Annotated in this window: 19 protein-coding genes; 14 read left to right on the top strand and 5 right to left on the bottom strand. The window is 72.4% G+C overall.

Annotated features, from left to right (window positions below):
* Positions 1–166: 166 nt before the first annotated feature.
* The 3 genes from cobT (at position 167) to O1Q96_RS10265 (ending at position 3939) form a co-directional block, all read left to right on the top strand.
* Entirely contained in the window at positions 167–1306 is a 1140-nt protein-coding gene (cobT, locus tag O1Q96_RS10275; RefSeq protein ID WP_269247871.1) for a nicotinate-nucleotide--dimethylbenzimidazole phosphoribosyltransferase, read from the top strand.
* Positions 1307–1423: 117 nt separating this feature from the next.
* A complete protein-coding gene (locus O1Q96_RS10270) occupies positions 1424–3163 on the top strand; it encodes a phosphatidylglycerol lysyltransferase domain-containing protein (RefSeq protein ID WP_269247870.1) in 1740 nt (579 codons plus the stop codon).
* Between the two features lie 74 nt (positions 3164–3237).
* The gene (locus O1Q96_RS10265) at positions 3238–3939 is read left to right on the top strand and encodes a hypothetical protein (protein WP_269247869.1); all 702 of its coding nucleotides are present in this window, start codon (positions 3238–3240) and stop codon (positions 3937–3939) included.
* Here O1Q96_RS10265 and O1Q96_RS10260 read toward each other — a convergent pair.
* Positions 3876–4643, bottom strand: a complete 768-nt coding sequence (locus O1Q96_RS10260; protein ID WP_269247868.1) for a hypothetical protein — start codon at positions 4641–4643, stop codon at positions 3876–3878. The genes O1Q96_RS10265 and O1Q96_RS10260 overlap by 64 nt on opposite strands.
* A gap of 99 nt (positions 4644–4742) precedes the next feature.
* Here O1Q96_RS10260 and O1Q96_RS10255 point away from each other — a divergent pair, with 99 nt between their 5' ends.
* The 7 genes from O1Q96_RS10255 to O1Q96_RS10225 all read left to right on the top strand — a co-directional run bounded on the left by O1Q96_RS10255 (position 4743) and on the right by O1Q96_RS10225 (position 16142).
* Positions 4743–5519: an adenosylcobinamide-GDP ribazoletransferase gene (locus tag O1Q96_RS10255; RefSeq protein WP_269253557.1), complete on the top strand. Its 777-nt coding sequence runs from the start codon at positions 4743–4745 to the stop codon at positions 5517–5519.
* 369 nt (positions 5520–5888) lie between these two features.
* The gene (locus tag O1Q96_RS10250; RefSeq protein WP_269247867.1) at positions 5889–7430 is read left to right on the top strand and encodes a leucyl aminopeptidase; all 1542 of its coding nucleotides are present in this window, start codon (positions 5889–5891) and stop codon (positions 7428–7430) included.
* A 301-nt stretch (positions 7431–7731) separates the two neighbouring features.
* Entirely contained in the window at positions 7732–9120 is a 1389-nt protein-coding gene (gene lpdA, locus O1Q96_RS10245; protein WP_269247866.1) for a dihydrolipoyl dehydrogenase, read from the top strand.
* A 67-nt stretch (positions 9121–9187) separates the two neighbouring features.
* Positions 9188–10993 (top strand): 2-oxoglutarate dehydrogenase, E2 component, dihydrolipoamide succinyltransferase, encoded by a 1806-nt coding sequence (gene sucB / locus O1Q96_RS10240; protein ID WP_269247865.1) that lies wholly within the window; start codon positions 9188–9190, stop codon positions 10991–10993.
* A 380-nt stretch (positions 10994–11373) separates the two neighbouring features.
* A complete protein-coding gene (locus O1Q96_RS10235; RefSeq protein ID WP_217458430.1) occupies positions 11374–12012 on the top strand; it encodes a GntR family transcriptional regulator in 639 nt (212 codons plus the stop codon).
* Positions 12013–12315: 303 nt separating this feature from the next.
* Positions 12316–15021, top strand: coding sequence for a pyruvate dehydrogenase (acetyl-transferring), homodimeric type (gene aceE, locus O1Q96_RS10230; protein WP_269247864.1), 2706 nt, complete (start codon positions 12316–12318; stop codon positions 15019–15021).
* 140 nt (positions 15022–15161) lie between these two features.
* Positions 15162–16142, top strand: coding sequence for a helix-turn-helix transcriptional regulator (locus O1Q96_RS10225; protein ID WP_269247863.1), 981 nt, complete (start codon positions 15162–15164; stop codon positions 16140–16142).
* Positions 16143–16158: 16 nt separating this feature from the next.
* On the opposite strand, the gene O1Q96_RS10220 is transcribed toward O1Q96_RS10225, so the two are convergent.
* Positions 16159–17127: an SDR family oxidoreductase gene (locus O1Q96_RS10220; protein ID WP_269247862.1), complete on the bottom strand. Its 969-nt coding sequence runs from the start codon at positions 17125–17127 to the stop codon at positions 16159–16161.
* A 122-nt stretch (positions 17128–17249) separates the two neighbouring features.
* Here O1Q96_RS10220 and O1Q96_RS10215 point away from each other — a divergent pair, with 122 nt between their 5' ends.
* Complete coding sequence (locus O1Q96_RS10215; RefSeq protein WP_269253556.1) at positions 17250–17768, top strand: DUF4240 domain-containing protein; 519 nt, start codon at positions 17250–17252, stop codon at positions 17766–17768.
* Between the two features lie 94 nt (positions 17769–17862).
* Here the strand turns inward: O1Q96_RS10215 and O1Q96_RS44200 are convergent, their stop codons facing one another.
* Entirely contained in the window at positions 17863–18216 is a 354-nt protein-coding gene (locus tag O1Q96_RS44200) for a hypothetical protein (protein ID WP_331276032.1), read from the bottom strand.
* Positions 18217–18345: 129 nt separating this feature from the next.
* Positions 18346–19101: a peptidoglycan recognition protein family protein gene (locus O1Q96_RS10205; RefSeq protein ID WP_269247861.1), complete on the bottom strand. Its 756-nt coding sequence runs from the start codon at positions 19099–19101 to the stop codon at positions 18346–18348.
* 374 nt (positions 19102–19475) lie between these two features.
* On the opposite strand from O1Q96_RS10205, the gene O1Q96_RS10200 reads away from it, so the two are divergent.
* Positions 19476–20660 (top strand): MarP family serine protease, encoded by a 1185-nt coding sequence (locus tag O1Q96_RS10200; RefSeq protein ID WP_269247860.1) that lies wholly within the window; start codon positions 19476–19478, stop codon positions 20658–20660.
* Positions 20661–20771: 111 nt separating this feature from the next.
* On the top strand, positions 20772–21431 hold the full coding sequence (locus O1Q96_RS10195; RefSeq protein ID WP_269247859.1) for a TetR/AcrR family transcriptional regulator: 660 nt from the start codon (positions 20772–20774) through the stop codon (positions 21429–21431).
* A 66-nt stretch (positions 21432–21497) separates the two neighbouring features.
* Here the strand turns inward: O1Q96_RS10195 and O1Q96_RS10190 are convergent, their stop codons facing one another.
* The gene (locus tag O1Q96_RS10190) at positions 21498–21986 is read right to left on the bottom strand and encodes a GNAT family N-acetyltransferase (protein WP_269247858.1); all 489 of its coding nucleotides are present in this window, start codon (positions 21984–21986) and stop codon (positions 21498–21500) included.
* A 93-nt stretch (positions 21987–22079) separates the two neighbouring features.
* Between O1Q96_RS10190 and O1Q96_RS10185 the strand changes: the two genes are divergently transcribed.
* On the top strand, positions 22080–22979 hold the full coding sequence (locus tag O1Q96_RS10185) for a TIGR01777 family oxidoreductase (RefSeq protein ID WP_269247857.1): 900 nt from the start codon (positions 22080–22082) through the stop codon (positions 22977–22979).
* Positions 22980–23121: the final 142 nt, after the last annotated feature.

Genomic DNA, 23121 nt, shown 5'->3' with positions numbered 1-23121 from the left:
ACCCTGTAGAGGCTGATATGTGCCGTTACCAGCTGATACAAACCGGTATGACAATCCACTGCAAACCGGAACGTATGGGATCGCGATCTTCGACGCAACGACCTGGCACATCCCACTGACCGCCCGTCAGGATCCCGGTCCGATCACTGCCGGTACTGTTCGGCGAATGAGCCCGCTTAATCTCGACGACTTCACCGATCTGATCGAGCGCCCGGACGGTGGCGTCCGCCGTGACGCCGAGGCGCGCCGGGAGCGCCAGGTCGTGCCGCCCGGGGCGCTGGGCCGCCTCGACGAACTCGGTGAGTGGCTGGCGGCGGCACAGGGGGCGGTGCCGGTGCGGGCGGTCGAGCGTCCGCGCGTGGTGCTGTTCGCGGGTGATCACGGGGTTGCCGGACTGGGGGTGTCGGCGCGGCCCGCCGGGAGCGCGGACGAACTGGTGCGCTCCGTGCTCGACGGCGCGAGCCCCGTGTCCGTACTGGCCCGGCGCCTCGGGGTGCCGGTGCGCGTGGTGGACATGGCGCTCGACTGCGAGCCCGGCACCCTGCCCGACGAGGTCGTGCGGCACCGGGTGCGACGCGGGTCCGGGCGGATCGACGTGGAGGACGCGCTCTCCCTGGAGGAGGCGGAGACCGCGTTCCGGGCGGGCATCGCCGTCGCGGACGAGGAGGCGGACTCCGGGACCGACCTCGTGGTGCTCGGGGACGTGAGCGTCGGCGGGACGACCGCCGCGGCCGTGCTGGTGGCGGCGCTGTGCGGGACCGACGCGTCGGTCGTCACCGGGCGCGGAGGGCGGGCCATCGACGACCTCGCCTGGATGCGCAAGTGTGCGGCGGTCCGTGACGCGCTGCGCCGGGCCCGGCCCGTTCTCGGGGACCAGCTCCAGTTGCTCGCGACGGTCGGCGGCGCGGACCTCGCCGCGATCACCGGCTTCCTGCTGCAGAGCGCGGCACGGAAGACGCCGGTGATCCTCGACGGAGTCGTCTCCGCGGCCTGTGCACTGGTCGGGCAGCGGGTCGCCTTCCGTGCGCCGGACTGGTGGCTGGCCGGCCAGAGCAGTGGCGAGCCCGCGCAGGCCAAGGCGTTCGACCGGATGGCGCTCGAACCACTGCTCGATCACGGGGTGACGGTCGGCGAGGGAGCGGGGGCGTTGCTCGCGCTGCCTCTGGTGCAGGCCGCGGCGGCGCTGGCCGCGGAGCTTCCCGAGGTGCCGGAGGCGGCTCCGGAAGCCGCCGAAGCGCCCGCCGAAGCGCCTGAAGCCCCGGAGACCCCGGCCCCGGCCCCGGCCCCGGCCCCGAGGGACGCATAGCCGCTTGAGCGGGGTTCGTCGTGTTCGGGCGTGTGGCGGCCCGGTCGCGCAGTTCCCCGCGCCCCTGAAGGGCGGGGCTACGCCCTTGTCACCCCCTGCCCCATATGATCCATTTTCATGGGAAGAGCCCGAATCGCCGCCGCGTTCGCCGTCTGGTACCTCCGCGTCGTCTCGTTCCTCAACTTCCTCAGCGCCGTCTGGGTCTCGCTCGGCCAGGACGTGCGCCGCCACAACACGGAGAACTACTTCACTCCGTACCTGCTGACCGCGGGCTTCGCGTCGGGCGTGTTCACGATGTTCCTGGCGATCACCATGCGCCGGCGCAAACGGGCGGCCTGGATCCTCAACCTGGTGCTCGCCGGGCTCTTCCTGCTGCTGTTCGCCTTCGCGATGATCTTCCCGGAGATCCGTCGGTACCCGCAGAACTGGATCTCCCTCGTCCTGACGGCGGCGTTCGTGGCGTCCCTCGTCGTCGGCCGACGCGAGTTCTACGCGAAGGGCGACCGCTCGAACCCCAGACTCGCGGCGGCCGTGGGCGTCGGCGGGCTCCTGCTCTGCTCCCTGCTGGCCGCGCTGCTGGTGACTGTCACGAACCACGCCCACGACGCGCACCTCTCGACCTTCACCGACCGCTGGCGCTACGGCACCCTGCGGCTGATCTCGGTCGCCGCCGACGACTCCCGCTTCCCCGGGATCACCACTCCCAACTGGGTGAACGTCACGATCAACGTGCTGAGCACCCTGCTCGTCCTCGCCGTCTTCTACGCGGCCTTCCGCTCCCGCCGTGCCGTCGACCCGCTCACCGAGGACGACGAGGAGCGGCTGCGGGCGCTGCTCGACCGCAACGGCGACCGGGACTCCCTCGGCTACTTCGCGCTGCGCCGCGAGAAGAGCGTGGTGTGGTCGCCGACCGGCAAGGCCGCCGTCGTCTACCGGGTCGTCGGCGGTGTCTCGCTGGCCTCCGGCGATCCCATCGGCGATCCCGAGGCATGGCCCGGAGCCATCGACCCCTGGCTCGCCGAGGCCCGCGCGCACGGCTGGATCCCGGCGGTGATGGGCGCGGGCGAGGAGGCCGGGACCGTCTACGCCCGGCACGGGCTGGACGCGCTCGAGCTCGGGGACGAGGCGATCGTCGAGACCGCCGATTTCACCCTCGACGGTCGGGCCATGCGGACCGTCCGTCAGGCCTACAACCGTGTGCGGCGCGCGGGCTACCAGGTGCGCGTCCGGCGCCACGAGGACATCCCGGCCGACGAGATGGCGTACCTCCTTGAGCGCGCCGACGACTGGCGGGACGGCGCGACCGAGCGGGGCTTCAGCATGGCGCTGGGGCGGCTAGGGGACCCCGGTGACGGCCGGTGCGTGATGCTCGAGTGCCGGGACGGCGGCGGCGAGGACGGGGCGGGCGAGCTGCGGGCGGTGCTGTCCTTCGTGCCCTGGGGGCCGCGCGGGCTCTCCCTCGACCTCATGCGGCGGGACCGGGACTCCGAGAACGGGCTGATGGAGTTCATGGTCATCGAGCTCCTCCAGCAGGCCCCCGAGATCGGAATCACTCAGGTCTCGCTCAACTTCGCCATGTTCCGTTCCGTCTTCGAACGTGGCGCGCGCCTCGGCGCGGGGCCGGTGCTGCGGCTGTGGCGCTCACTGCTCAGCTTCTTCTCCCGCTGGTGGCAGATCGAGTCCCTGTACCGCGCCAACGCCAAGTACCGGCCCATCTGGGAACCGCGGTTCCTGCTCTTCGAGAAGAGCGGCGACCTGCCGCGCATCGGCCTCGCCGCCGCCCGCGCGGAAGGCTTCCTGGAGGCGCCGGGCCTGCCGAAGTGGCTGCACCGCAAGCACCTGGAGTCGCACAGATGAGGACGTACGGATGAGGGCGCACGGAGCGGCGGTCCCGCGCCGATGACCACGCACGGACGGGACGGTGCGCGCCGGTGAACTCCCTCGGCCGCGCCGCCCGCGCCGAGTGGGGCCCGCTGTACGCGGCCGTGCGCGCGGGCCTCGCCGCGAGGCGATGGCGCGCGATACCCATGACCGTCGGCGCGGTGTGCCTGACGGCGCTCCTGCAGTACGCGCAGAACCAGTCCTGGGGCTACCGGTTCGTCCAGGACATCGGTGCCGTCCGCGCCGAGGACCCGCTGGGCCCGGCCCTCCTGCGCACCCCGCTCTCCGTCTTCGTACCGGCCCTGGATCTGCCCGTGTGGGGCGCGCTCGCACAGATCCTCGTCGTGTTCGGGATCGCCGAGATCTGTCTGGGCCGGTGGCGGACGCTGACCGTCGCGTACGTCGCCACGCTGGCCGGGACCCTCTACGCGCGCGTGGGCATCGCGCTGGGCCCCCACGGCCCGTTGGGACTGCCGGCCTCGGACGCGCTGGTCGTGGACACCGGGCCGTCGGCGGCCGTGGTCGGGCTCGCCCTCTTCCTCGGGTGGCGGTACCGCGCGTACCGCACCGCGGGCGCCGTCGTCGTGGCCATGATCGTCGAGGTGCTGGTCAAGGAGAACCTGGCCGGCAAGGAGCACCTGGCCGCGATCGCCGCCGTGCTGGCGGTGTGCGCGATCTCCGCGTTCCGTCAGCGGCGTTGCGGCAGGGAGCGGACGGGTTCGGGGTCGGGCTTGCCGCCGATCAGGTCCTGAAACCTGCGGCGGGGTCCCGCCCACCGGCGGTCGTGGTGGTAGGCCCGCAGCCGGGCCTTGGCTCTGGCGCGCGGCCGCCGGCGGTAGAAGCGCCTGGCCCACGGGGAGGTGGGGCGGGCCAGACGGATCACGCCGACCAGGGCGACGAGCGGGACGACCACACCGAAGATCGCCATGCGTGCCTTGCCCTTGCTCAGGGCCAGCAGCGCGATGAGGAAGTTCAGCGCGATGCTCACGATCACGCCCGCGCGGTCCTGCAGTTCCTCCTCGGTGAGGTCGTTGACGCCGAACGGCAGGAAGCCGCTGAGCATCAGGCCGACCAGGGCCGCCGTGACGACCACGACCTCGACGCTCTTGCGGCCCTCCTCGCTCCAGTACACGTCGTCGAGATGCAGGATCAACGCGAACTCGTCGAGTACCAGGCCCGCGCCGATCCCGAACACCACGGCGAACACGGCCGAGCCGAACCCGTGCCGGCCGCTGCCCACCGCGCCGAAGCCGCCGATCACGGTCAGGACGACCCCGGGGACGACGTGGTGGATGTGGACGCCGCCGGCCTTCACGTTGCCGAAGGGGCCCTTGCCCGCCCGGATCATCCGGACCACGATCCGGGTGATCACAAAGGTCAGCACGAAGGAAGCGAGCGCCAGCAGCAGCGGCAGCTTCCCCGGCTCGATGATGTTCCGTGTCCACCAATGCCCCATATGCGCACTTTATCCACGGCTGCCGTGAGGGGCTTCCGGCCCGCCGGGTAACCTGCGCCGGTGTCCACGCCCCCGCCCGAGACGCCCGAGGCCTCCGAGATGTCCTGGTCCGACGGGCTGCGCTTCGCCTTCGGCACCCTCACCGTGTTCCCCGTGACGGTGTCCCGCTGGGACCGCGAGGCCGCGCGCACCGGGATGCTGAGCGCGCCCGTCGCCGGGCTGGCCGTGGGTTTTTTCGCCGCCGCGACGGGCCTGTTCCTGCTGCTGGTCGGGGCGGGTCCGCTGACGGCGGCCGTGGCCACCGCCGCCGTACCCGCCGTCCTCACCCGCGGCCTCCACCTCGACGGCCTCGCCGACACCGCCGACGGCCTCGGCAGCGGCAGGCCCGCCGAGGACGCGCTGCGCGTCATGAAGCAGTCGGACATCGGGCCGTTCGGCGTCATCACCCTTGTGTTCGTGCTGTTCGCCCAGGTGGCGGCGCTCGCCGAGGCGTACGGGTCCTCGTGGGTCCGGGGCGCCCTCGCGGCCGTCGTGTCCGCGACCGTCGCCCGGCTCGCGCTCACGCTGGCCGCCCGGGCGGGGGTGCCGGCGGCGCGGCCCGAGGGACTGGGTGCGGCGGTCGCGGGCGTGGTCTCCCCCCGGGCGGCGCTGCTCGTGGCGGGCGGGGTCACCGTTCTCGTCGCGGCGGGCACGGGGGCGTTCCTCGGAGCCCGCGGTCTCGTCCTGGGCGTGCTGGCCGTGCTCGTGGCGTGCGGGTGCGCCGAGTTGCTGCTGCGGCACTGCGTCCGCAGGTTCGGCGGGATCACCGGCGACGTCTTCGGCGGCCTGGCCGAAACCGCCGCCACCGCGACGCTGGTGGTCCTCACTCTCTCGTGAGCGGCGCGGAGCGGTTCGGGTTCGGTTGTTCGGGTTCGGGTTCGGGTTCGGGTTCGGGTTGTTCGTGTACTTCCGGCGGCGGCCGTGCGCGAAGGCCGCGACAAGTGCGCGGCGTCCGCCGGGAGTCCGGAGCGGCCCGCCCGATAACGCGATGCGGGGAGAGTGGCGCTCACCGCGAACGGAAGGCGTGCGTTCCGGGACACAGCGGGGACGGGCGAGAAGTGGCCAGGCCATCACACAGGGATGAACACCCGCTGGAATGAGCGAAACGCGCCACCGCGCGTAGGCTCGTGCCCGGGACTCCAAACGCCCCGGCCGAGCTCACCCCCGCCGGCCACAGCAACTCAACGGAAGCGAGATTTCACCACCGTGACTGCTCTCACTCTCAGCACCGCCGCGGCGCCCGGCCTGCGAGCCGACGCGATCGTCGTCGGTGTCGCCAAGGGCACTGGATCCAAGTCCGGTGACCTGGTTGTCGCGCCGGGCGCCGAGGCCGTGGACAAGGCGTACGACGGCAGGCTCGCCGGCGTTCTGGAGACCCTCGGCGCCTCGGGCGGCGAGGGCGAGGTGACCAAGTTGCTTGCGCCGTCCGGCTTCAAGGCGCCGCTCGTGCTGGCGGTCGGTCTCGGTGCCCTCCCCGAGAAGGACGACTCCTTCTCCGCGGAGACCCTGCGCCGCGCGGCCGGCGTCGCCGCCCGCGCCCTGGCCGGCACCAAGAAGGCCGCGTTCGCCCTGCCTGTCACGGACGCCGCCGACGTCGGCTCCATCGGCGAGGGCGTGCTGCTCGGCGCGTACTCCTTCGACGCGTACAAGGAGACCGGCAAGGACGGCAACGGCGCCAAGAAGGGCAAGGCCCCGCTCGCCGAGGCCGCGCTGCTCGGCGGCAAGCCCCGTGACAAGGCGTTCAAGGCGGCCGTCGAGCGCGCCACCGCCGTGTCCGAGGAGCTGAACCGCGCCCGCGACCTCATCAACACCCCGCCGAACGACCTGAACCCGGAGGCCTTCGCGGCCGTCGCCCAGGCCGCGGCCAAGGAGCACGGCATCAAGGTGCAGGTGCTCGACGAGAAGGCCCTCGCCAAGGGCGGGTACGGCGGCATCCTCGGCGTCGGCGCCGGTTCCGCGTCCGCGCCCCGCCTCGTGAAGCTGTCGTACACGTCGTCCAAGGCGAAGAAGCACCTCGCCTTCGTCGGCAAGGGCATCACCTACGACTCGGGCGGCATCTCGCTCAAGCCCGCCGGGCACAACGAGACGATGAAGTGCGACATGAGCGGCGCCGCCGCCGTGTTCTCCGCGGTCGTCGCCGCCGCCCGCCTCGGCCTCGAGGTCAACGTGACCGGCTGGCTCGCGCTGGCCGAGAACATGCCGTCGGGCTCCGCCACCCGTCCGGGCGACGTGCTGCGCATGTACAGCGGCAAGACCGTCGAGGTCCTCAACACCGACGCCGAGGGCCGGCTCGTCCTCGCCGACGCGCTCACCAGGGCGTCCGAGGAGAAGCCCGACGCGATCGTCGACGTGGCGACGCTGACCGGCGCGATGATGCTGGCGCTCGGCAACCGCACGTTCGGGATCATGGCGAACGACGACGCGTTCCGCTCCGCGGTGCACGAGGCCGCCGAGGAGGTCGGCGAGGCCGCCTGGCCGATGCCGCTGCCGGAGCACCTGAAGAAGGGCATGGACTCGCCCACCGCCGACATCGCCAACATGGGCGAGCGGTACGGGGGTGGTCTCGTCGCCGGGCTCTTCCTGAAGGAGTTCGTGGGCGAGGGCATCACCTGGGCGCACCTCGACATCGCGGGGCCCGCCTTCAACGAGCAGGGGCCCTTCGGGTACACCCCCAAGGGTGGGACGGGGTCGGCCGTACGCACGCTGGTGCGGCTTGCCGAGCTGACCGCCGCGGGGGATCTGGGCTGACGCCCGCCCCACGGCCCGGCTCGGACCGCCCTACGGCGGGTGCGGGCCGGGTGTGGCCGATCGCGCAGTTCCCCGCGCCCCTGAAGGGGCGCGGGGGTGCGCGGCCCCGGTGAACGCACTGCCGTGTGATCGATCAGACGTCTCACTGCCCGGCCCGGCGTCCCGCCTGTCGCCGACAAGTGCGAAGATGGGTTCTCGGCAGGACAGGGCCCACCTCAGGGCCGAAGAAAGAGCGGCCGGACACCAGCCGCCGCCCGGTCGACGCAGACCGGCGTAGGCGCACATGCATGGAGGACGTGACGTGGCGAACGACGCCAGCACCGTTTTCGACCTAGTGATCCTCGGCGGTGGTAGCGGAGGCTACGCCGCGGCCCTGCGCGGAGCGCAGCTGGGCCTGGACGTCGCCCTGATCGAGAAGAACAAGCTCGGCGGCACCTGCCTGCACAACGGCTGCATTCCCACCAAGGCCCTGCTGCACGCGGGCGAGATCGCCGACCAGGCACGCGAGAGCGAGCAGTTCGGCGTCAAGGCCACCTTCGAGGGCATCGACATCGCCGCCGTCCACAAGTACAAGGACGACGTGATCAGCGGCCTCTACAAGGGCCTGCAGGGCCTGGTGGCCTCGCGCAAGGTGACGTACATCGAGGGTGAGGGCCGCCTGTCGTCCCCCACCTCCGTGGACGTCGGCGGCAAGCGCGTCGAGGGCCGTCACGTGCTCCTGGCGACCGGCTCCGTGCCGAAGTCGCTGCCGGGCCTGGACATCGACGGCAACCGCATCATCTCCTCGGACCACGCGCTGACGCTGGACCGCGTCCCGCAGTCCGCGATCGTGCTGGGCGGCGGCGTCATCGGCGTCGAGTTCGCCTCGGCGTGGAAGTCCTTCGGCACCGACGTCACGGTCATCGAGGGTCTCAAGCACCTCGTCCCGGTCGAGGACGAGAACAGCTCCAAGCTTCTTGAGCGCGCGTTCCGCAAGCGCGGCATCAAGTTCAACCTCGGCACGTTCTTCGAGAAGGCCGAGTACACGCAGGACGGCGTCCGCGTGACCCTCGCCGACGGCAAGACCTTCGAGGCCGAGATCCTGCTCGTCGCCATCGGCCGCGGCCCGGTCTCCGCCGGTCTCGGCTACGAGGAGCAGGGCATCGCGACGGACCGCGGCTACGTCCTGGTCGACGAGTACATGCGCACGAACGTGCCGACCGTCTCGGCCGTGGGTGACCTGGTCCCGACGCTCCAGCTCGCGCACGTCGGCTTCGCCGAGGGCATCCTGGTGGCGGAGCGTCTCGCCGGTCTCAAGACCGTTCCGATCGACTACGACGGCGTGCCGCGGGTGACGTACTGCCACCCCGAGGTCGCCTCCGTCGGTATCACCGAGGCCAAGGCCAAGGAGATCTACGGTGCGGACAAGGTCGTCGCTCTGAAGTACAACCTCGCGGGCAACGGCAAGAGCAAGATCCTCAAGACCGCGGGCGAGATCAAGCTCGTCCAGGTCAAGGACGGTGCCGTGGTCGGCGTCCACATGGTCGGTGACCGCATGGGCGAGCAGGTCGGCGAAGCCCAGCTGATCTACAACTGGGAGGCGCTGCCCGCCGAGGTGGCGCAGCTCATCCACGCCCACCCGACGCAGAACGAGGCGATGGGCGAGGCCCACCTCGCGCTCGCCGGCAAGCCGCTGCACTCGCACGACTGACCGACCCTCGGTCACCACACGACGCGACGACCCAGACTTCCGCAATTCGTAAGGAGCAACCGAAACCATGGCGGTTTCCGTAACCCTTCCGGCGCTCGGCGAGAGCGTCACCGAGGGCACTGTCACCCGCTGGCTGAAGGCCGAGGGCGAGCGTGTAGAGGCCGACGAGCCGCTGCTCGAGGTGTCGACCGACAAGGTCGACACCGAGATCCCCTCCCCTGCCGCCGGTGTGCTCGCCTCCATCAAGGTCGCCGAGGACGAGACCGTCGAGGTCGGCGCCGAGCTGGCCGTCATCGACGACGGCTCGGGTGCGCCCGCTGCCGAGTCCGCTCCGGCCGCCGAGCCCGCTCCCGAGGCGGAGCCCGCTCCGGAGCCTGCCCCGCAGGCCACCCCGTCCACCGAGGCCGCCGCTCCGGCGCCGGCCCCGACCGCCGAGGCCGCCTCCGGCGGCGGCTCCGCCGAGGGCACGGACGTCGTCCTGCCCGCGCTCGGCGAGTCCGTCACCGAGGGCACCGTCACCCGCTGGCTGAAGGAGGTCGGCGAGGAGGTCGCGGAGGACGAGCCGCTGCTCGAGGTCTCCACGGACAAGGTCGACACCGAGATCCCGTCGCCCGCCGCCGGCGTGCTGCTGGAGATCGTGGTCGGTGAGGACGAGACCGCCGAGGTCGGCGCGAAGCTCGCCGTCATCGGTGCCCCGGGCGCGGCTCCGGCCGCGGCGGCCGCTCCCGCCGCCCCTGCTCCGGCGCCCGCCGCCGCTGCCCCGGCTCCGGCTCCGGCCGCCCCCGCGGCTCCGGCGCCCGCCGCTCCGGCTCCGCAGGCGCCGTCGGCTCCCGCCCCGCAGCAGCAGACGGCTCCGGCCCCCGACCCGGCTCCGGCCGCGCCGGTACCGGCTCCCGCTCCCGTCACCCCGGCCCAGGCGCCTGCCGCGACCTCGGGTGACGACGGCGCGTACGTGACCCCGCTGGTGCGCAAGCTCGCCGCCGAGAACGGCGTCGACCTGGCCTCCGTCAAGGGCACCGGCGTCGGCGGCCGTATCCGCAAGCAGGACGTCCTCGCCGCCGCCGAGGCCGCGAAGGCCGCGGCCGCAGCCCCGGCTCCGGCCGCGGCCGCGCCGAGCGCCGCCAAGAAGGCGCCGACGCTGGAGGCCTCTCCGCTGCGCGGCCAGACCGTGAAGATGCCCCGCATCCGCAAGGTCATCGGCGACAACATGGTGAAGGCCCTGCACGAGCAGGCCCAGCTGTCCTCGGTCGTCGAGGTGGACGTCACCCGGCTGATGAAGCTCCGCGCGAAGGCGAAGGACTCCTTCGCGGCGCGCGAGGGCGTCAAGCTCTCCCCGATGCCGTTCTACGTGAAGGCGGCGGCCCAGGCACTGAAGGCCCACCCGGCCGTCAACGCCCGGATCAACGTCGAAGAGGGCACGATCACCTACTTCGACACCGAGAGCGTCGGTATCGCGGTCGACTCCGAGAAGGGCCTGATGACCCCGGTCATCAAGCACGCGGGCGACCTGAACATCGCCGGTATCGCCAAGGCCACCGCCGACCTGGCGGGCAAGGTCCGGGCGAACAAGATCACCCCGGACGAGCTGTCCGGCGCGACCTTCACCATCAGCAACACCGGTTCGCGTGGTGCGCTCTTCGACACGATCATCGTGCCGCCGAACCAGGTCGCGATCCTGGGCATCGGTGCCACGGTCAAGCGCCCGGCCGTCATCGAGACGGAGGAGGGCACGGTCATCGGCGTCCGTGACATGACGTACCTGACGCTCTCCTACGACCACCGTCTGGTGGACGGCGCGGACGCCGCCCGTTACCTGACGGCGGTCAAGGCGATCCTGGAGGCGGGCGAGTTCGAGGTCGAGCTCGGCCTGTAGGCTCCGCCGCCGCATCGCACGACGAGGTGCCCCCGCCCGGTCTACGGGCGGGGGCACCTTTTGCGTTGTGGCCAGGCTGCGGGCCGGTGGGGGTTGGTCGCACAGTTCCCCGCGCCCCTGAAGGACGAAAGGCCGGGGGCGCAGCCCCGCTTTTCAGGGGCGCGGGGAACTGCGCGACAAGCCACGACCGACGGAAAGCCGCCAGACAGCCTGCGGGCCCCTCCCCCTGTCGCGCACAACCAAGCCGACAAAGCCACGTGTGCGGCTCATCTCACCTGCGGGAAAGCACCCCCGCGCACCCTTCCCGGAGGGACTACCGGCCTTATTGTCTAGAAGTCAACGCCCTCGGGGCCGGAGCGCCCCAGCCTAAGGAGCCCCCAATGACCGCGCCCGTCGTCCACTCGCTCCGCGAGCAGATCCGCGAGCACATCGTGGAGGGGATCGTGAGCGGCCGCTGGAAGCCGGGCGAGCGGATCGTGGAGCGGCGGATCGCCACCGAGCTGGAGGTCAGCCAGACGCCCGTGCGGGAGGCCCTGCGCGAGCTGGAGTCGCTGCGCCTGATCGAGTCGGCGCCCAACAAGGGCGTCCGCGTACGGAACCTGACCGCGGCGGACCTGGAGGAGAGCTACCCCGTGCGGGCGGGGCTGGAGGCCATCGCGGCCGAGCTGGCCGCCGAGCGCCTCGCCGCCGACTGCTCGGCGCTCGAACCGCACGTCACCGCCCTGTACGAGGCCGACCGCAAGGCCGACGGCACCGGCCAGGTCCGCCACACGGTGGGCTTCCACCGCGAGCTGGTGCGGGCCGCGGGCAACTCCGTGCTGCTGCACACCTGGGAGGGTCTGGGCATCGAGGTCTTCACCGCCCTGTCGATCCGCTGGCTGGGCACGGTCCAGCAGTCGTACGCGGAGGAGCACGAGGCACTGGTGGAGGCGTTCCGGCGCCGGGATCCGCTGATCGCCGAGCTGGTCAAGGCGCATGTGCTGGGGTGCGCGCCGCGGACGGGCAACGAGCCCGCGTAACCGCGATCCCGTCCCGGCGGTCGCGAGCAGTGGAGCGCCGGCCCGCTCAGAAGTACCCCCGACGGCCTGTCTCACCTGCGAAAACAAGGCACCGCGTGCCTGCGGCCAAGGCACCCCGTGCCTACTTTGTCGTGATCAAGAGGTTTTCCCCTTCAACCCTTTGATCGATCATCGATCAGCGAGTTACAGTCACCGACGGGCTCCCACACGAGCCCGCCGCCCTGTCCTGCCAAAGACCAAGGGCACCCCCCGTAGAACCCCTTGCCGACGAGGGAACCCCCTCCGCATCCGGAAGGCGGCGCAATGACCGACCCCACCGCAATCCAGCCGAGCGAGCTCGACCAGCTCCCGGACCGCGACCCGGAGGAGACCGCCGAATGGCAGGCCTCCCTGGACGCCGTCACCAAGGCGGCCGGGCCGCACCGAGCCGCGTATCTGATGCGCCGCACGCTGGAGCGCGCCGAGGGCAACGGCCTCGCGCTGCCCAAGCTGCTTGAGACCGACTACGTCAACACCATCCCGACCGCCGCCGAGCCCACCGCGGACGGCGACGAGGCGATGGAGCGCAGGATCACCGCGTGGAACCGCTGGAACGCGGCCGCGATGGTGACCCGGGGCGCGAAACACGGCGTGGGCGGGCACATCGCCACCTTCGCCTCCGCGGCCTGGCTCTACGAGACGGGCTTCAACCACTTCTTCAAGGGCAAGGAGGCCGACGGGTCCGGCGACCAGCTCTACATCCAGGGCCACGCCTCCCCCGGCATCTACGCCCGCGCCTTCCTCGACGGCCGCCTCACCGAGGCGCACCTCGACAAGTTCCGCCAGGAGGCGGGCGGCAACGGTCTCCCGTCGTACCCGCACCCGCGCCGGCTTCCCTGGCTGTGGGAGTTCCCGACGGTGTCGATGGGCCTCGGCCCGCTGTCTGCCATCTACCAGGCGCGCTTCAACCGCTATCTCACCAACCGCGGCATCAAGGACGTCTCGGCGTCCCACGTGTGGGCGTTCCTCGGTGACGGCGAGATGGACGAGCCGGAGTCGACGGCGGCCCTCGCACTCGCCTCCCGCGAGGGTCTCGGCAACCTGACCTTCGTCATCAACTGCAACCTCCAGCGCCTCGACGGCCCGGTCCGCGCGAACTTCAAGATCGTGCAGGAGCTGGAGGCCCAGTTCCGCGGCGCCGGCTGGAACGTCATCAAGTCGCTGTGGGGCAACGCCTGGGACGAGCTGTTCCGGCTCGACACCACCGGCGCCCTCGTCCGCCGCCTCCGTGAGGTCCCGGACGCGCAGGTGCAGACGTACCAGACCCGCGACGCCGCCTACATCCGCCAGGACTTCTTCGGCGCCGACCCGGCGCTCGTCGAGCTGGCGAAGCTGCTGAGCGACGACAAGATCCTGGAGTGCTTCCACCTCTCCCGCGGTGGTCACGAGGCGCGCAAGGTGTACGCCGCGTACAAGGCGGCCGTCGAGCACAAGGGCGCCCCGACGGTCATCCTGGCCCAGACGGTCAAGGGCCACACCCTCGGCGAGGGCTTCGCGTCGAAGAACGCCAACCACCAGATGAAGAAGCTGTCGACGGACGAGTTCAAGCAGATGCGTGACCTGCTCGAACTGCCCATCTCCGACAGCCAGTTCGTCGACGGGGTCGTCCCCTACGGTCACCCGGGCGCCGACGCCCCCGAGGTCCGTTACCTCCAGGAGCGCCGCGCGGCCCTCGGCGGCCCGGCCCCCGCCCGCCGTACGCACGCCCTCGCGCCGCTGCCCGCCCCGGCCGACAAGGCGTTCACCGCCTTCGACAAGGGCTCCGGCTCGCAGAACATCGCGACGACCATGGCCTTCGTACGCCTGGTCAAGGACCTGGTCCGCGACAAGCAGTCCGGCAAGCGCTGGGTGCCGATCGTCCCCGACGAGGCGCGCACCTTCGGCATGGAGAGCCTCTTCCCGTCCCTCGGCATCTACTCGCCGAAGGGCCAGACGTACGAGCCGGTCGACCGTGACCAGCTGATGTACTACAAGGAGGCCAAGGACGGCCAGATCCTCAACGAGGGGATCACCGAGGCCGGTTCGATGGCGGACTTCATCGCCGCGTCCACCGCGTACAGCACGCACGGTGAGGCGATGATCCCGTTCTACATCTTCTACTCGATGTTCGGCTGGCAGCGCACGGCCGACCAGATGTGGCAGCTCGGCGACCAGCTCGGCCGCGGTTTCCTCGTCGGCGCCACGGCGGGCCGTACGACGCTGACGGGCGAGGGCCTGCAGCACGCGGACGGGCACTCGCCGGTCATCGCGGCGACGAACCCGGCCGCCATGAGTTACGACCCGGCGTTCGCGTACGAGGTCGCGACGATCGTCAAAGACGGTCTGCGCCGCATGTACGGCGAGGCCGCGCCCGGCGAGGACTCGAACGTCTTCTACTACCTCACCGTCTACAACGAGCCGATCCCGCAGCCCGCGAAGCCGTCGGGTCTCGGTATCGACGAGGGCATCGTCAAGGGCCTCTACCGCTTCAACACGGCGGAGTCGGCCGGGGTCCAGGTCAACGCCGCCAACGCCCCGCGCATCCAGCTCCTCGGCTCCGGTACGGCGATCCACTGGACCCTGGAGGCTCAGCGGCTGCTCGCGGAGGAGTGGGGTGTGGCCGCGGACGTCTGGTCGGCCACGTCCTGGACGGAGCTGCGCCGGGACGCGCTGGAGGCCGACGCGGCACTGCTGCGCGGCGAGGAGCGGGTGCCGTACGTGCGCCAGGCGCTGCACGGTGCCGAGGGGCCCGTCCTCGCGGTCTCCGACTACATGCGGCAGGTGCCCGACCAGATCGCGCAGTGGGTCGAGCAGGACTACTCGTCGCTGGGCGCCGACGGTTTCGGCCTCTCCGACACCCGTGAGGCGGCCCGCCGCCACTTCGGCGTCGACGCGCAGTCGATCGTCGTGGCGGCGCTGGCGCAGCTTGCGCGGCGCGGCGAGGTGCCGGCTTCCGCGGTGAAGGAAGCGCGGGGGCGGTACGGGTTGTAAGTGCCGTAGGCCGGCTGCGGGCCGGTGGGGGCTGGTCACGCAGTTCCCCGCGCCCCCGGACAAAGCGGGGCTGCGCCCCTGCTTCGTCCGGGGGCGCACCCCGTACGGCCCGCACCCGGCCACCCGGCAGAATGTGCCGCATGCGTGCTGCCCGGCTCATCAAGATGGTGTTGCTGCTCCAGTCCCGGCCGTCGATGACGGCCGCCGAGCTCGCCCGGGAGCTGGAGGTGTCGGAGCGCACGATCACCCGGGACGCGCAGGCCCTCTCGGAGGCCGGCGTCCCGGTGTACGCGGACCGGGGCCGGGTGGGCGGCTACCGGCTGATCGGCGGGTACCGGACGAGGCTCACCGGTCTCGCCAGGAGCGAGGCCGAGGCCCTGTTCCTCTCCGGGGTGCCGGGCGCACTCCGCGAGATGGGCCTGGAGGACGCGGCTTCCGCCGCCCGGCTGAAGGTGTCCGCCGCCCTGCTGCCCTCCCTCAAGGACGCCTCCCGGACGGCGTCCCAGCGCTTCCATCTGGACGCGCCCGCCTGGTTCGCCGAACCGAAGCCCCCCGAGCTGCTGCCGTCGATCGCCGAGGCGGTCTGGGACGACCTGCGGGTCACCGCGCGCTACCGACGCCAGGAGGCCGACGTGGAGCGCGAGTTGGAGCCGTACGGTCTCGTGCTGAAGGCGGGCGTCTGGTACGTGTGCGCCCGGGTCACCGAGTCCGGTTCCTTCCGCGTGTACCGCATCGACCGGTTCACGGCGGTCGAGCCCGGCAGCGAGCGCTTCGACCGCGACGAGTCGTTCGACCTGCCGGGTTTCTGGGCGGAGCGGGCCGCGCAGTTCGCCCGCTCTCTCCTGCGGGCGACGATCGTGGTGCGTCTCACCGAGGCGGGCGCACGGCGGCTGAAACACACCGTCGACCCGGTCTCGGCGCAGGAGGCCCTGGCCGAGGCGGGCCCGCCCGACGACAGGGGCCGGATCACGCTTACGCTGCCCGTCGAGTCGTACGACGTCGCGTACACCCAGCTGCTCTCCCTCGGCCCCGAGGTGGAGATCCTGGAGCCGTCCGGGCTCAGGCGGCGTTTCGCCGAGGCGGCGGCCCGGACGGCCGTGTACTACGACGAGCAGGGCTGAGGGGCTCCGGCGGGGGCTACCGGTAGCCGGTCACGTCCGCCGGCCTGCCCTGCGACTCCACCTCGATGAGGTAGCGCCACGCGTCGGGCGCCGAGCCGTCGACGTCCGTGAAGCCGTACTCCTGGGCGAGGCCGCCACTCGACAGCGACCGCCCGTTCCAGCGGGCCACGTCGGGGTCGGCGGCGAGCGCGACCAGGGCCCGGCCGACGTACGTGGGCGTCTCGGAGATCGCGAAGTGCGGGACGTTCTCGCAGGCGTCCCGCCAGTTCTCCTCGGTGACCTTGAAGGCGGTGTCGAGCATGGCCTCGGAGCGCAGCCAGCCCGGAGTGACGCAGACCGCCGTGCAGCCGTGCTCCTTCAGCTCCTCCCCCAGGTCGTACGCCATGCGGATCGGGGCCGTCTTGGCGAGGTCGTAGAACAGCGGTTTGCGGTAGCGCCGGTTGTACTCCTCGGTGCCGTCGGTGACCTCGACGAGCAGCCCGCCGGGATTGCGGACGAGCAGCGGCAGCGCGCAGTGACTGGTGACGAGGTGCGACTCGATGCCGAGACGCATGATCCGCAGCCCCTTGCCGAGGTCCATGTCCCACATGTCGGGCTGCTTCTCCGCCGACCAGTCGAGGTGGACGTCTCCGCCCCAGATGTCGTTGACGAGGATGTCGAGCCGGCCCTGCTCGCGGTCGATCCGGTCGACGAGCGCGCGCACCTGCTCCGGTTCGAGGTGGTCCGTCGGTACGGCGATCCCGCGGCCGGCGACACCGGCGGCCGCGTCGACCAGTTCGCCCGTCTCCTCGATCGTCTCGGTGGTCCGGCCGACCTCGCTGACGTGCTCGCGGGTCGTGCGGCCGGTCACGTACACCGTGGCTCCCGCGCGTCCCAGCTCGACCGCCATGGCCCGTCCGGCGCCGCGGGTGGCACCCGCCACCAGGGCGATCCTCCCGGCGAGCGGCTGCGCGATCCCCTGTGCTGGTTCCTCTGTTCTCTCCATACGCCGAGCATCCCGCCGAATACCGACACCTGCTGTCGGACTTTCCGCAGGCATGTGCGCGGATAACGATCCGCCTGTCCCCGGGTGCGCGGGCCGGTCACAGGCCCGATGCTTGTCCCGTGATGGACGAGACGGAGTTCTGGGAGCTGGTGGACGCGACCCGCGAGGCCGCCGAGGGCGACCCCGAGGAGCAGGCCGATCTACTGGTCGAGCGGCTCCTGCAGCTGGACCCCGAGATGGTCCTGGACTTCGCCCGCCACTTCGAGGCCCGCTACAACCGCGCGTACACCTGGGAGCTGTGGGGCGCGGCCTGGATCCTGCTCGACGGGGCCAGCGACGACGCCTTCGACTTCTTCCGCTGCTGGCTGATCGGCCAGGGCCGGGAAACCTACGAGAGCGCCGTGCACGATCCGGACAAACTGGCCGACCTCCTGACGGACTTCGACGACGAGGTCGACGGGGACGGCGAGGAGCTGGGCTACTCGGCGGACGAGGCGTACGAGCAGCTCACCGGTACGGTAGCGCCCGACCTGGGTATCGCGGCGGCACCGCCGGAGCCGCTGGGCACCCCGCTCGACCTGGAGAACCACTCCCTGCTGGCGGAGCGTTTCCCACGGCTGTGGGACCGGTTCGCGGACTGACGCAGTCAGACACCGGCCGCCTCTCCCGCCGGACTCGCCCGCCCGCTCCTCCTGCTCCTGCCCCGCTCCCTCTCGCCCGGCTCCCCGGTCCTCACTACCGGGCCGGGCCCCGCGACCTCTCGAACCCGGTCCCCTGCGCTCCTGCGGGCCACGGCGAGCCCGCTCCCGGGGCGCTGTGCGGGGGTGCGGCGTTCGCCCGGTCCAGCGCGGACGCGGTGGCGGCGGACGGCCCCACCACGACGGCGGCCACCACACAGGCCACGGTCCACGGGCCGCGCACCACCCGCGCCCACAGGGACGTGCCCCGGGACGGCGGCTGCCTTCGGCCGGGCCCGCCGATGGCGGTCCCGGCGCCCGGGCCCCCGCGCCCGCCCGTGTCCGCGCGGCCGTTGCCGTTGCCGTGGCTGTGGCTGTGGCTGTGGCTGTGGCTGTCCGTACGACTGCTCATGTCCCTGCGACCGTTCATGATCCCCGCCTCCAGTCGGTGCGTGCCCCGACGTTAGAAGGCGTGGCTCGGGGTGGTCCGTGAACCGGCTGTGGCGTACCTGTGAGGCGGCGGTACCGGGCCGCCGCGGGCCTAGAGCCTGCCCTGGAGGCGGGCCGCGTGCTGTCTGATCTCGGGGAGCCTGGCCATGAGGGCGGCGCCGGGGCATGCGGTCCAGTAGCCGTCGGTGTGGCCGGAGACGGCGGTGAAGGTGCCTCGGGTGCCCGCACGGTACTTGCTCAGGCTGTTGGTGGAGACGAGCCGCACGGTGGCGCGCGGGTCGATGCCCGTGAGGCCCAGTTTCCAGGCGGCGACAGCCGCTATGGCGTCGGTCATGGCCTTGGGGACCGGCACGCCCGAGGTGAAGGTGCCGAGCGCGGCGATGCCCGTCGTGCCCACGTTGAAGCCCTGGGTGTGGGCACCGACGACGGCGCGGTCGGCGCCGCCCGCCCGGCCTTCGTAGATCGTGCCGCAGCGGTCGACGAGGAAGTTGTAGCCGATGTCGTCCCAGTGCCTGACTCCGGCCTGCCCCGTGTAGAGGTACTGGATGATGCGGGGCGCGTCGGCGCAGTCGTACCCGTTCGGCGAGTCGGTGTGGTGCACGAAGACGGCGGACACACGGTCGGCGTACCGGGTGGGCGGCCGGGTGTAGGAGGCGTCGCCCAGCCAGCGTTCCCTCGGCACGATGGGGGGCTTCGCGGCCTTGTGGCCGACCGCGGCGGCCCGCGCCACGACGGGGCGCTCGGCGTCGCCCGCCGTCCGGTCGATGCCCACGGCGCAGAGCACCAGTCCGGCGACGGCCACGAGACCGGGGACACAGGCGAGGGCGACACGCGCGCGACGGGGCACGCGGGCCAGGAACGGCGGACGTGGTCCGCCCGGCGCGCGTGTGGGAGGTGTACGCCCCGGCCCATCCCTCCGTGCCGTGAGCGCGCGCCCCTGCCGGGCTCGTCGCATCGAGCGCCCCAGCTTCTCGCGCAGCCCTCCCGGCACGCCCCAGGTGCGTCGTGGGGGCGGGGTCCGATGGGCGCACATGGGACCCACTCTCCGGGACACCTGGGACGTCCGCGATGTGTGCTGTGCCACCCGGTGGAACCAACGCCCCGGTCCGGGACGTTTCTACAGGTCCACGCACGTGTGCCGACCGGCCGGTTCCACGCGCGCGAACCTGATCACTGGGCCCGCCCGGCACGTACTAAGGGGCCCAAGAGAAAGGGAGCTCCGTGGACCTGCTCGACATCATGCTGTTGCTGGTCATCCTCGGCTATGCGGCGTCCGGCTACCGGCGCGGACTGGTCGCGGGCTGTGTCTCGCTGGCCGGCTTCGTGGGCGGTGCCGTCATCGGCGTGTGGGTACTGCCCTGGGTGATGGACCTGGTGGAGACGGGGACCACGGCCGCGACGGTGACGGCGGTGCTCACGGTGCTGCTGCCCGCCGCCGCGGGCCACGAACTGGCGGGGCGTCTGGCGCTGCGGCTGCGCCGCGAGCTGGACCGGGGCCCCCTGCGCGTGGTCGACGGAGTGGGCGGCGCGGCGGCGAACACGGTCGCGGTGCTGCTCGTGGCCTGGGTGGCCGCGAGCGTCCTCGGCGCGTCCGCCTCGCCCGTCGTCACCTCGTCCATCCGCGGCTCCGCACTGCTCGGCACGGTGCAGGACGCGATGCCGGAGGCCACCCCGGCCTGGTTCTCCCGGGCCACCTCGGCGCTCACGGAGGCCGGCTTCCCGCAGGTCTTCAACCCCTTCGAGAACGAGCCGACGGCCAGCGTCGCCAAGCCCTCGGGGGACAGCGTCACCTCGGCGGCCACGCTGGCCGCGCAGCGCTCCACGGTGAAGGTCGAGGGCGCGGTCGGCACCCAGGGCCGCGAGGGCAGCGGTTTCGTGTACGCGCCCGAGCACGTGATGACCAACGCCCACGTGGTGGCGGGCATCGACAAGCCGACCGTGCGCGTGGGCGGCACGGGCCGGGCCTACGAGGCGACGGTCGTCCTGTTCGACCCCGAGAAGGACGTGGCCGTGCTCGACGTACCGGGGCTCAAGGCGCCCGTGCTGCCCTTCGACAACAGCGCGGCCCGCGGCGACGCGGCCGTGGTCGCGGGCTACCCGCAGGACGGCGGCCTCGACCTCCAGGCCGCCACGGTCGCGAACAAGATCAAGGCCCGGGGCCAGAACATCTACGGCTCCGACCCGGTCACCCGCGAGATCTACTCGATCCGCTCCACGGTCCGCCCGGGCAACTCCGGCGGGCCCCTGCTGACCACCGGCGGCAAGGTCTACGGCGTCGTCTTCGCGCGTTCCACGAGCGACGCCGAGACGGGATACGTGCTGACCGCCGACGAGGTCGCGGACGACGCCGAGCGGGCGGCGACCGCCTCGTCGCCGGTGGACACGGGTGACCTCGTGACGTCCTGAGGCCCCTGTTCCCCGGGCGTCCACGCCGTGCGTCCCGGCCCGCCCGAGGGACACGTTCCGCCGACCGGGCGGCCCGTGTCTCCGTCTCCCGCCGGGCGTACGCTTCCTCGCGTGAGCACCGAGCCGTCCCGAGCGACCAGGACCCCGTCGCTGACCGAACGCCGCAAGGCGGCAACCCAGCTGGACATCGCCCGCGCCGCCGCCGAGCTCTTCACCGAGCGCGGTCCCGACGGCACCACGGCCGAGGAGATCGCCGTACGCGCCGGCGTCGCACCGCGCACCTTCTACCGCTACTTCCGCAGCAAGCAGGACGCCGTCGGCCCTCTGCTCGCGATCGGCGGGGACCACTGGCGCGAACGGCTCGCGGGGGCCGAGCCGGGCACGCCGCTGCCCCGGGCGCTGGAGTCGGCCGTCACCGAGTCGCTGACCGTCCCCCACGAGGCCAAGGCCGAGGGCATGCGCTGGACACGGGGTCTGCTGCGGGCCGCCGCCGGGGACCCGGCGCTGCGCGCGGTCTGGTACCGGGTGAACCAGGAGTCCGAGGACAGGCTCGTTCCCGTCGTGGCCCGGCTGGCCGGGGACGACGCCGACCCGCTGGAGATCCGCTTCGCCGCCGCGGCCGCGACGGACGCGATCAGGGTCGCCCTGGAGACCTGGGCCGAGTCGGACGCGGGCCTGGAGGGTCCCGGCTCCCCCGCGGAGCTCGCGATGCGGTGCCTGCGTGAACTGACGGGCGGTATGCGGCTGCTGACGGAGCCTCAGCAGGACTGACGCCCGACCGGGCCCGGCCCGCTCCGGACGCAGGAGCGGCGGTGGCAGCGGCAGCGGCAGCGGCAGTCAGAGGCTGCGGCCCATGAGCACGTCGTCCACGTACTCCCCGTCGAGATGGAACTCGCCCGGCTGGATCCCCTCCACCACGAAGCCCTCCGACTCGTAGAGCTTGCGGGCGGGTGTGTTGTGGCCGAGGACGCGCAGGGTGATCCGGAGCGCGCCCTGGCGGCGGGCCTGAGCGACGACGGCGCGCACCAGCGCCCGGCCGACGCCTTGGCCGCGCACCTCGGCGGCGACGGCGAGTCCCTGGATCTGCCGTACGTGCGCGTTGGACGCGAGCGGAGTGGGGTAACCGAGCCGTACGTAGCCGACGACACGCCCGCCCACCTCAGCGACCAGGTGGTCGTGGGGCCCGAAGCGCTCGTTGAAGAACGGCTCGTACGGCGGCTGGTCGCGGGGTCTGACCGCGTGCAGATAGGACCAGGTCGCGCGGTCGAGAAGGGCCAGCACCTCTTCGTCGTCGGGCACTGCGACGCGTATGTACGGCTCGGGCATGCAGATCACTGTAGGGCGGCGCGGCGGGAGTCGCCCTCGTGTCCGGGCACCCTCGGCGCGATGCTCCCGGCGAGGCAGGCGGAGTATGGGGGCATGGATGCTTCGCGAATCGCCGTGGCCGGTGCGTCCGGCCTCATCGGTACGGCCCTGGTGCGCTCACTGACCGCGGACGGGCACGAGGTGGTGCGGCTGGTGCGCCGCAGGCCCCGGGCGGACGACGAGGTGGAGTGGGATCCCGGACGGCAGTACGTGGACACGGCGGGACTCACCGGCTGCGACGCCGTGGTGAACCTCGCGGGCGCCGGGATCGGCGACCGCCGCTGGACCGACGCGTACAAGCGGACGATCCGCGACAGCCGGGTGCTCGGCACCGCCACGCTCGCCAAGGCCGTGGCCGCCCTCGACGAGCCGCCGCGGGTCTTCCTCAACGGCAGCGCGATGGGCATCTACGGAGACACCGGCGAGCGGGCCGTGGACGAGAGCACGCCCCCCGGGGACGGGTTCCTGCCCTCGGTGTGCGTGGAGTGGGAGGAGGCGGCGGCTCCGGCGCAGGAGGCGGGCGTACGGACCGTCCTCGCGCGCACCGGGCTGGTGGTGGCGGCGAAGGGCGGTGCCTGGGGCCGCCTCTTCCCGCTGTTCAAGGCGGGGCTCGGCGGGAGGATGGGCGACGGGCGGCAGTACTGGAGCTACATCGCGCTGCACGACCACGTGGCCGCCGTGCGGTTCCTGCTCGACTCCGAGTCGCTGTCCGGGCCCTTCAACCTGACGGCCCCGGAGCCCCTCACCAACCGCGAGATCACCGCCGCCATGGGTCGTGTCCTGCGCCGTCCCATGCTCTTCGCGGTGCCCGAGCCCGTCCTGAGGGCCGCGCTCGGCGAGATGGCCCAGGAGGTGCTGGGCAGCCAACGCGTACTGCCCACGCGGCTGTTGGAGTCGGGCTTCACCTTCGCGTTCCCCGGCATCGAGGACGCCGTCCGGGCGGCCCGGGCGTAGGGGCTGCCGCCGGCCCCGGCGGCCGGGCGGACGTCCGGCGCCGCGGCCGAAAAGCCGCGGGCCGGGACCCCTCGGCCCGGACGCGGCCGAGAGCCCGGGGAGGCCGGGCGGCCCCGCCGGCGGGGCCGTCCGGGCCGACGGC

Source organism: Streptomyces aurantiacus (assembly GCF_027107535.1).
Lineage (GTDB): Bacteria > Actinomycetota > Actinomycetes > Streptomycetales > Streptomycetaceae > Streptomyces.
Note: the sequence above shows the minus strand (reverse complement) of the source record. Positions and strands in the feature narration are given on the sequence as shown.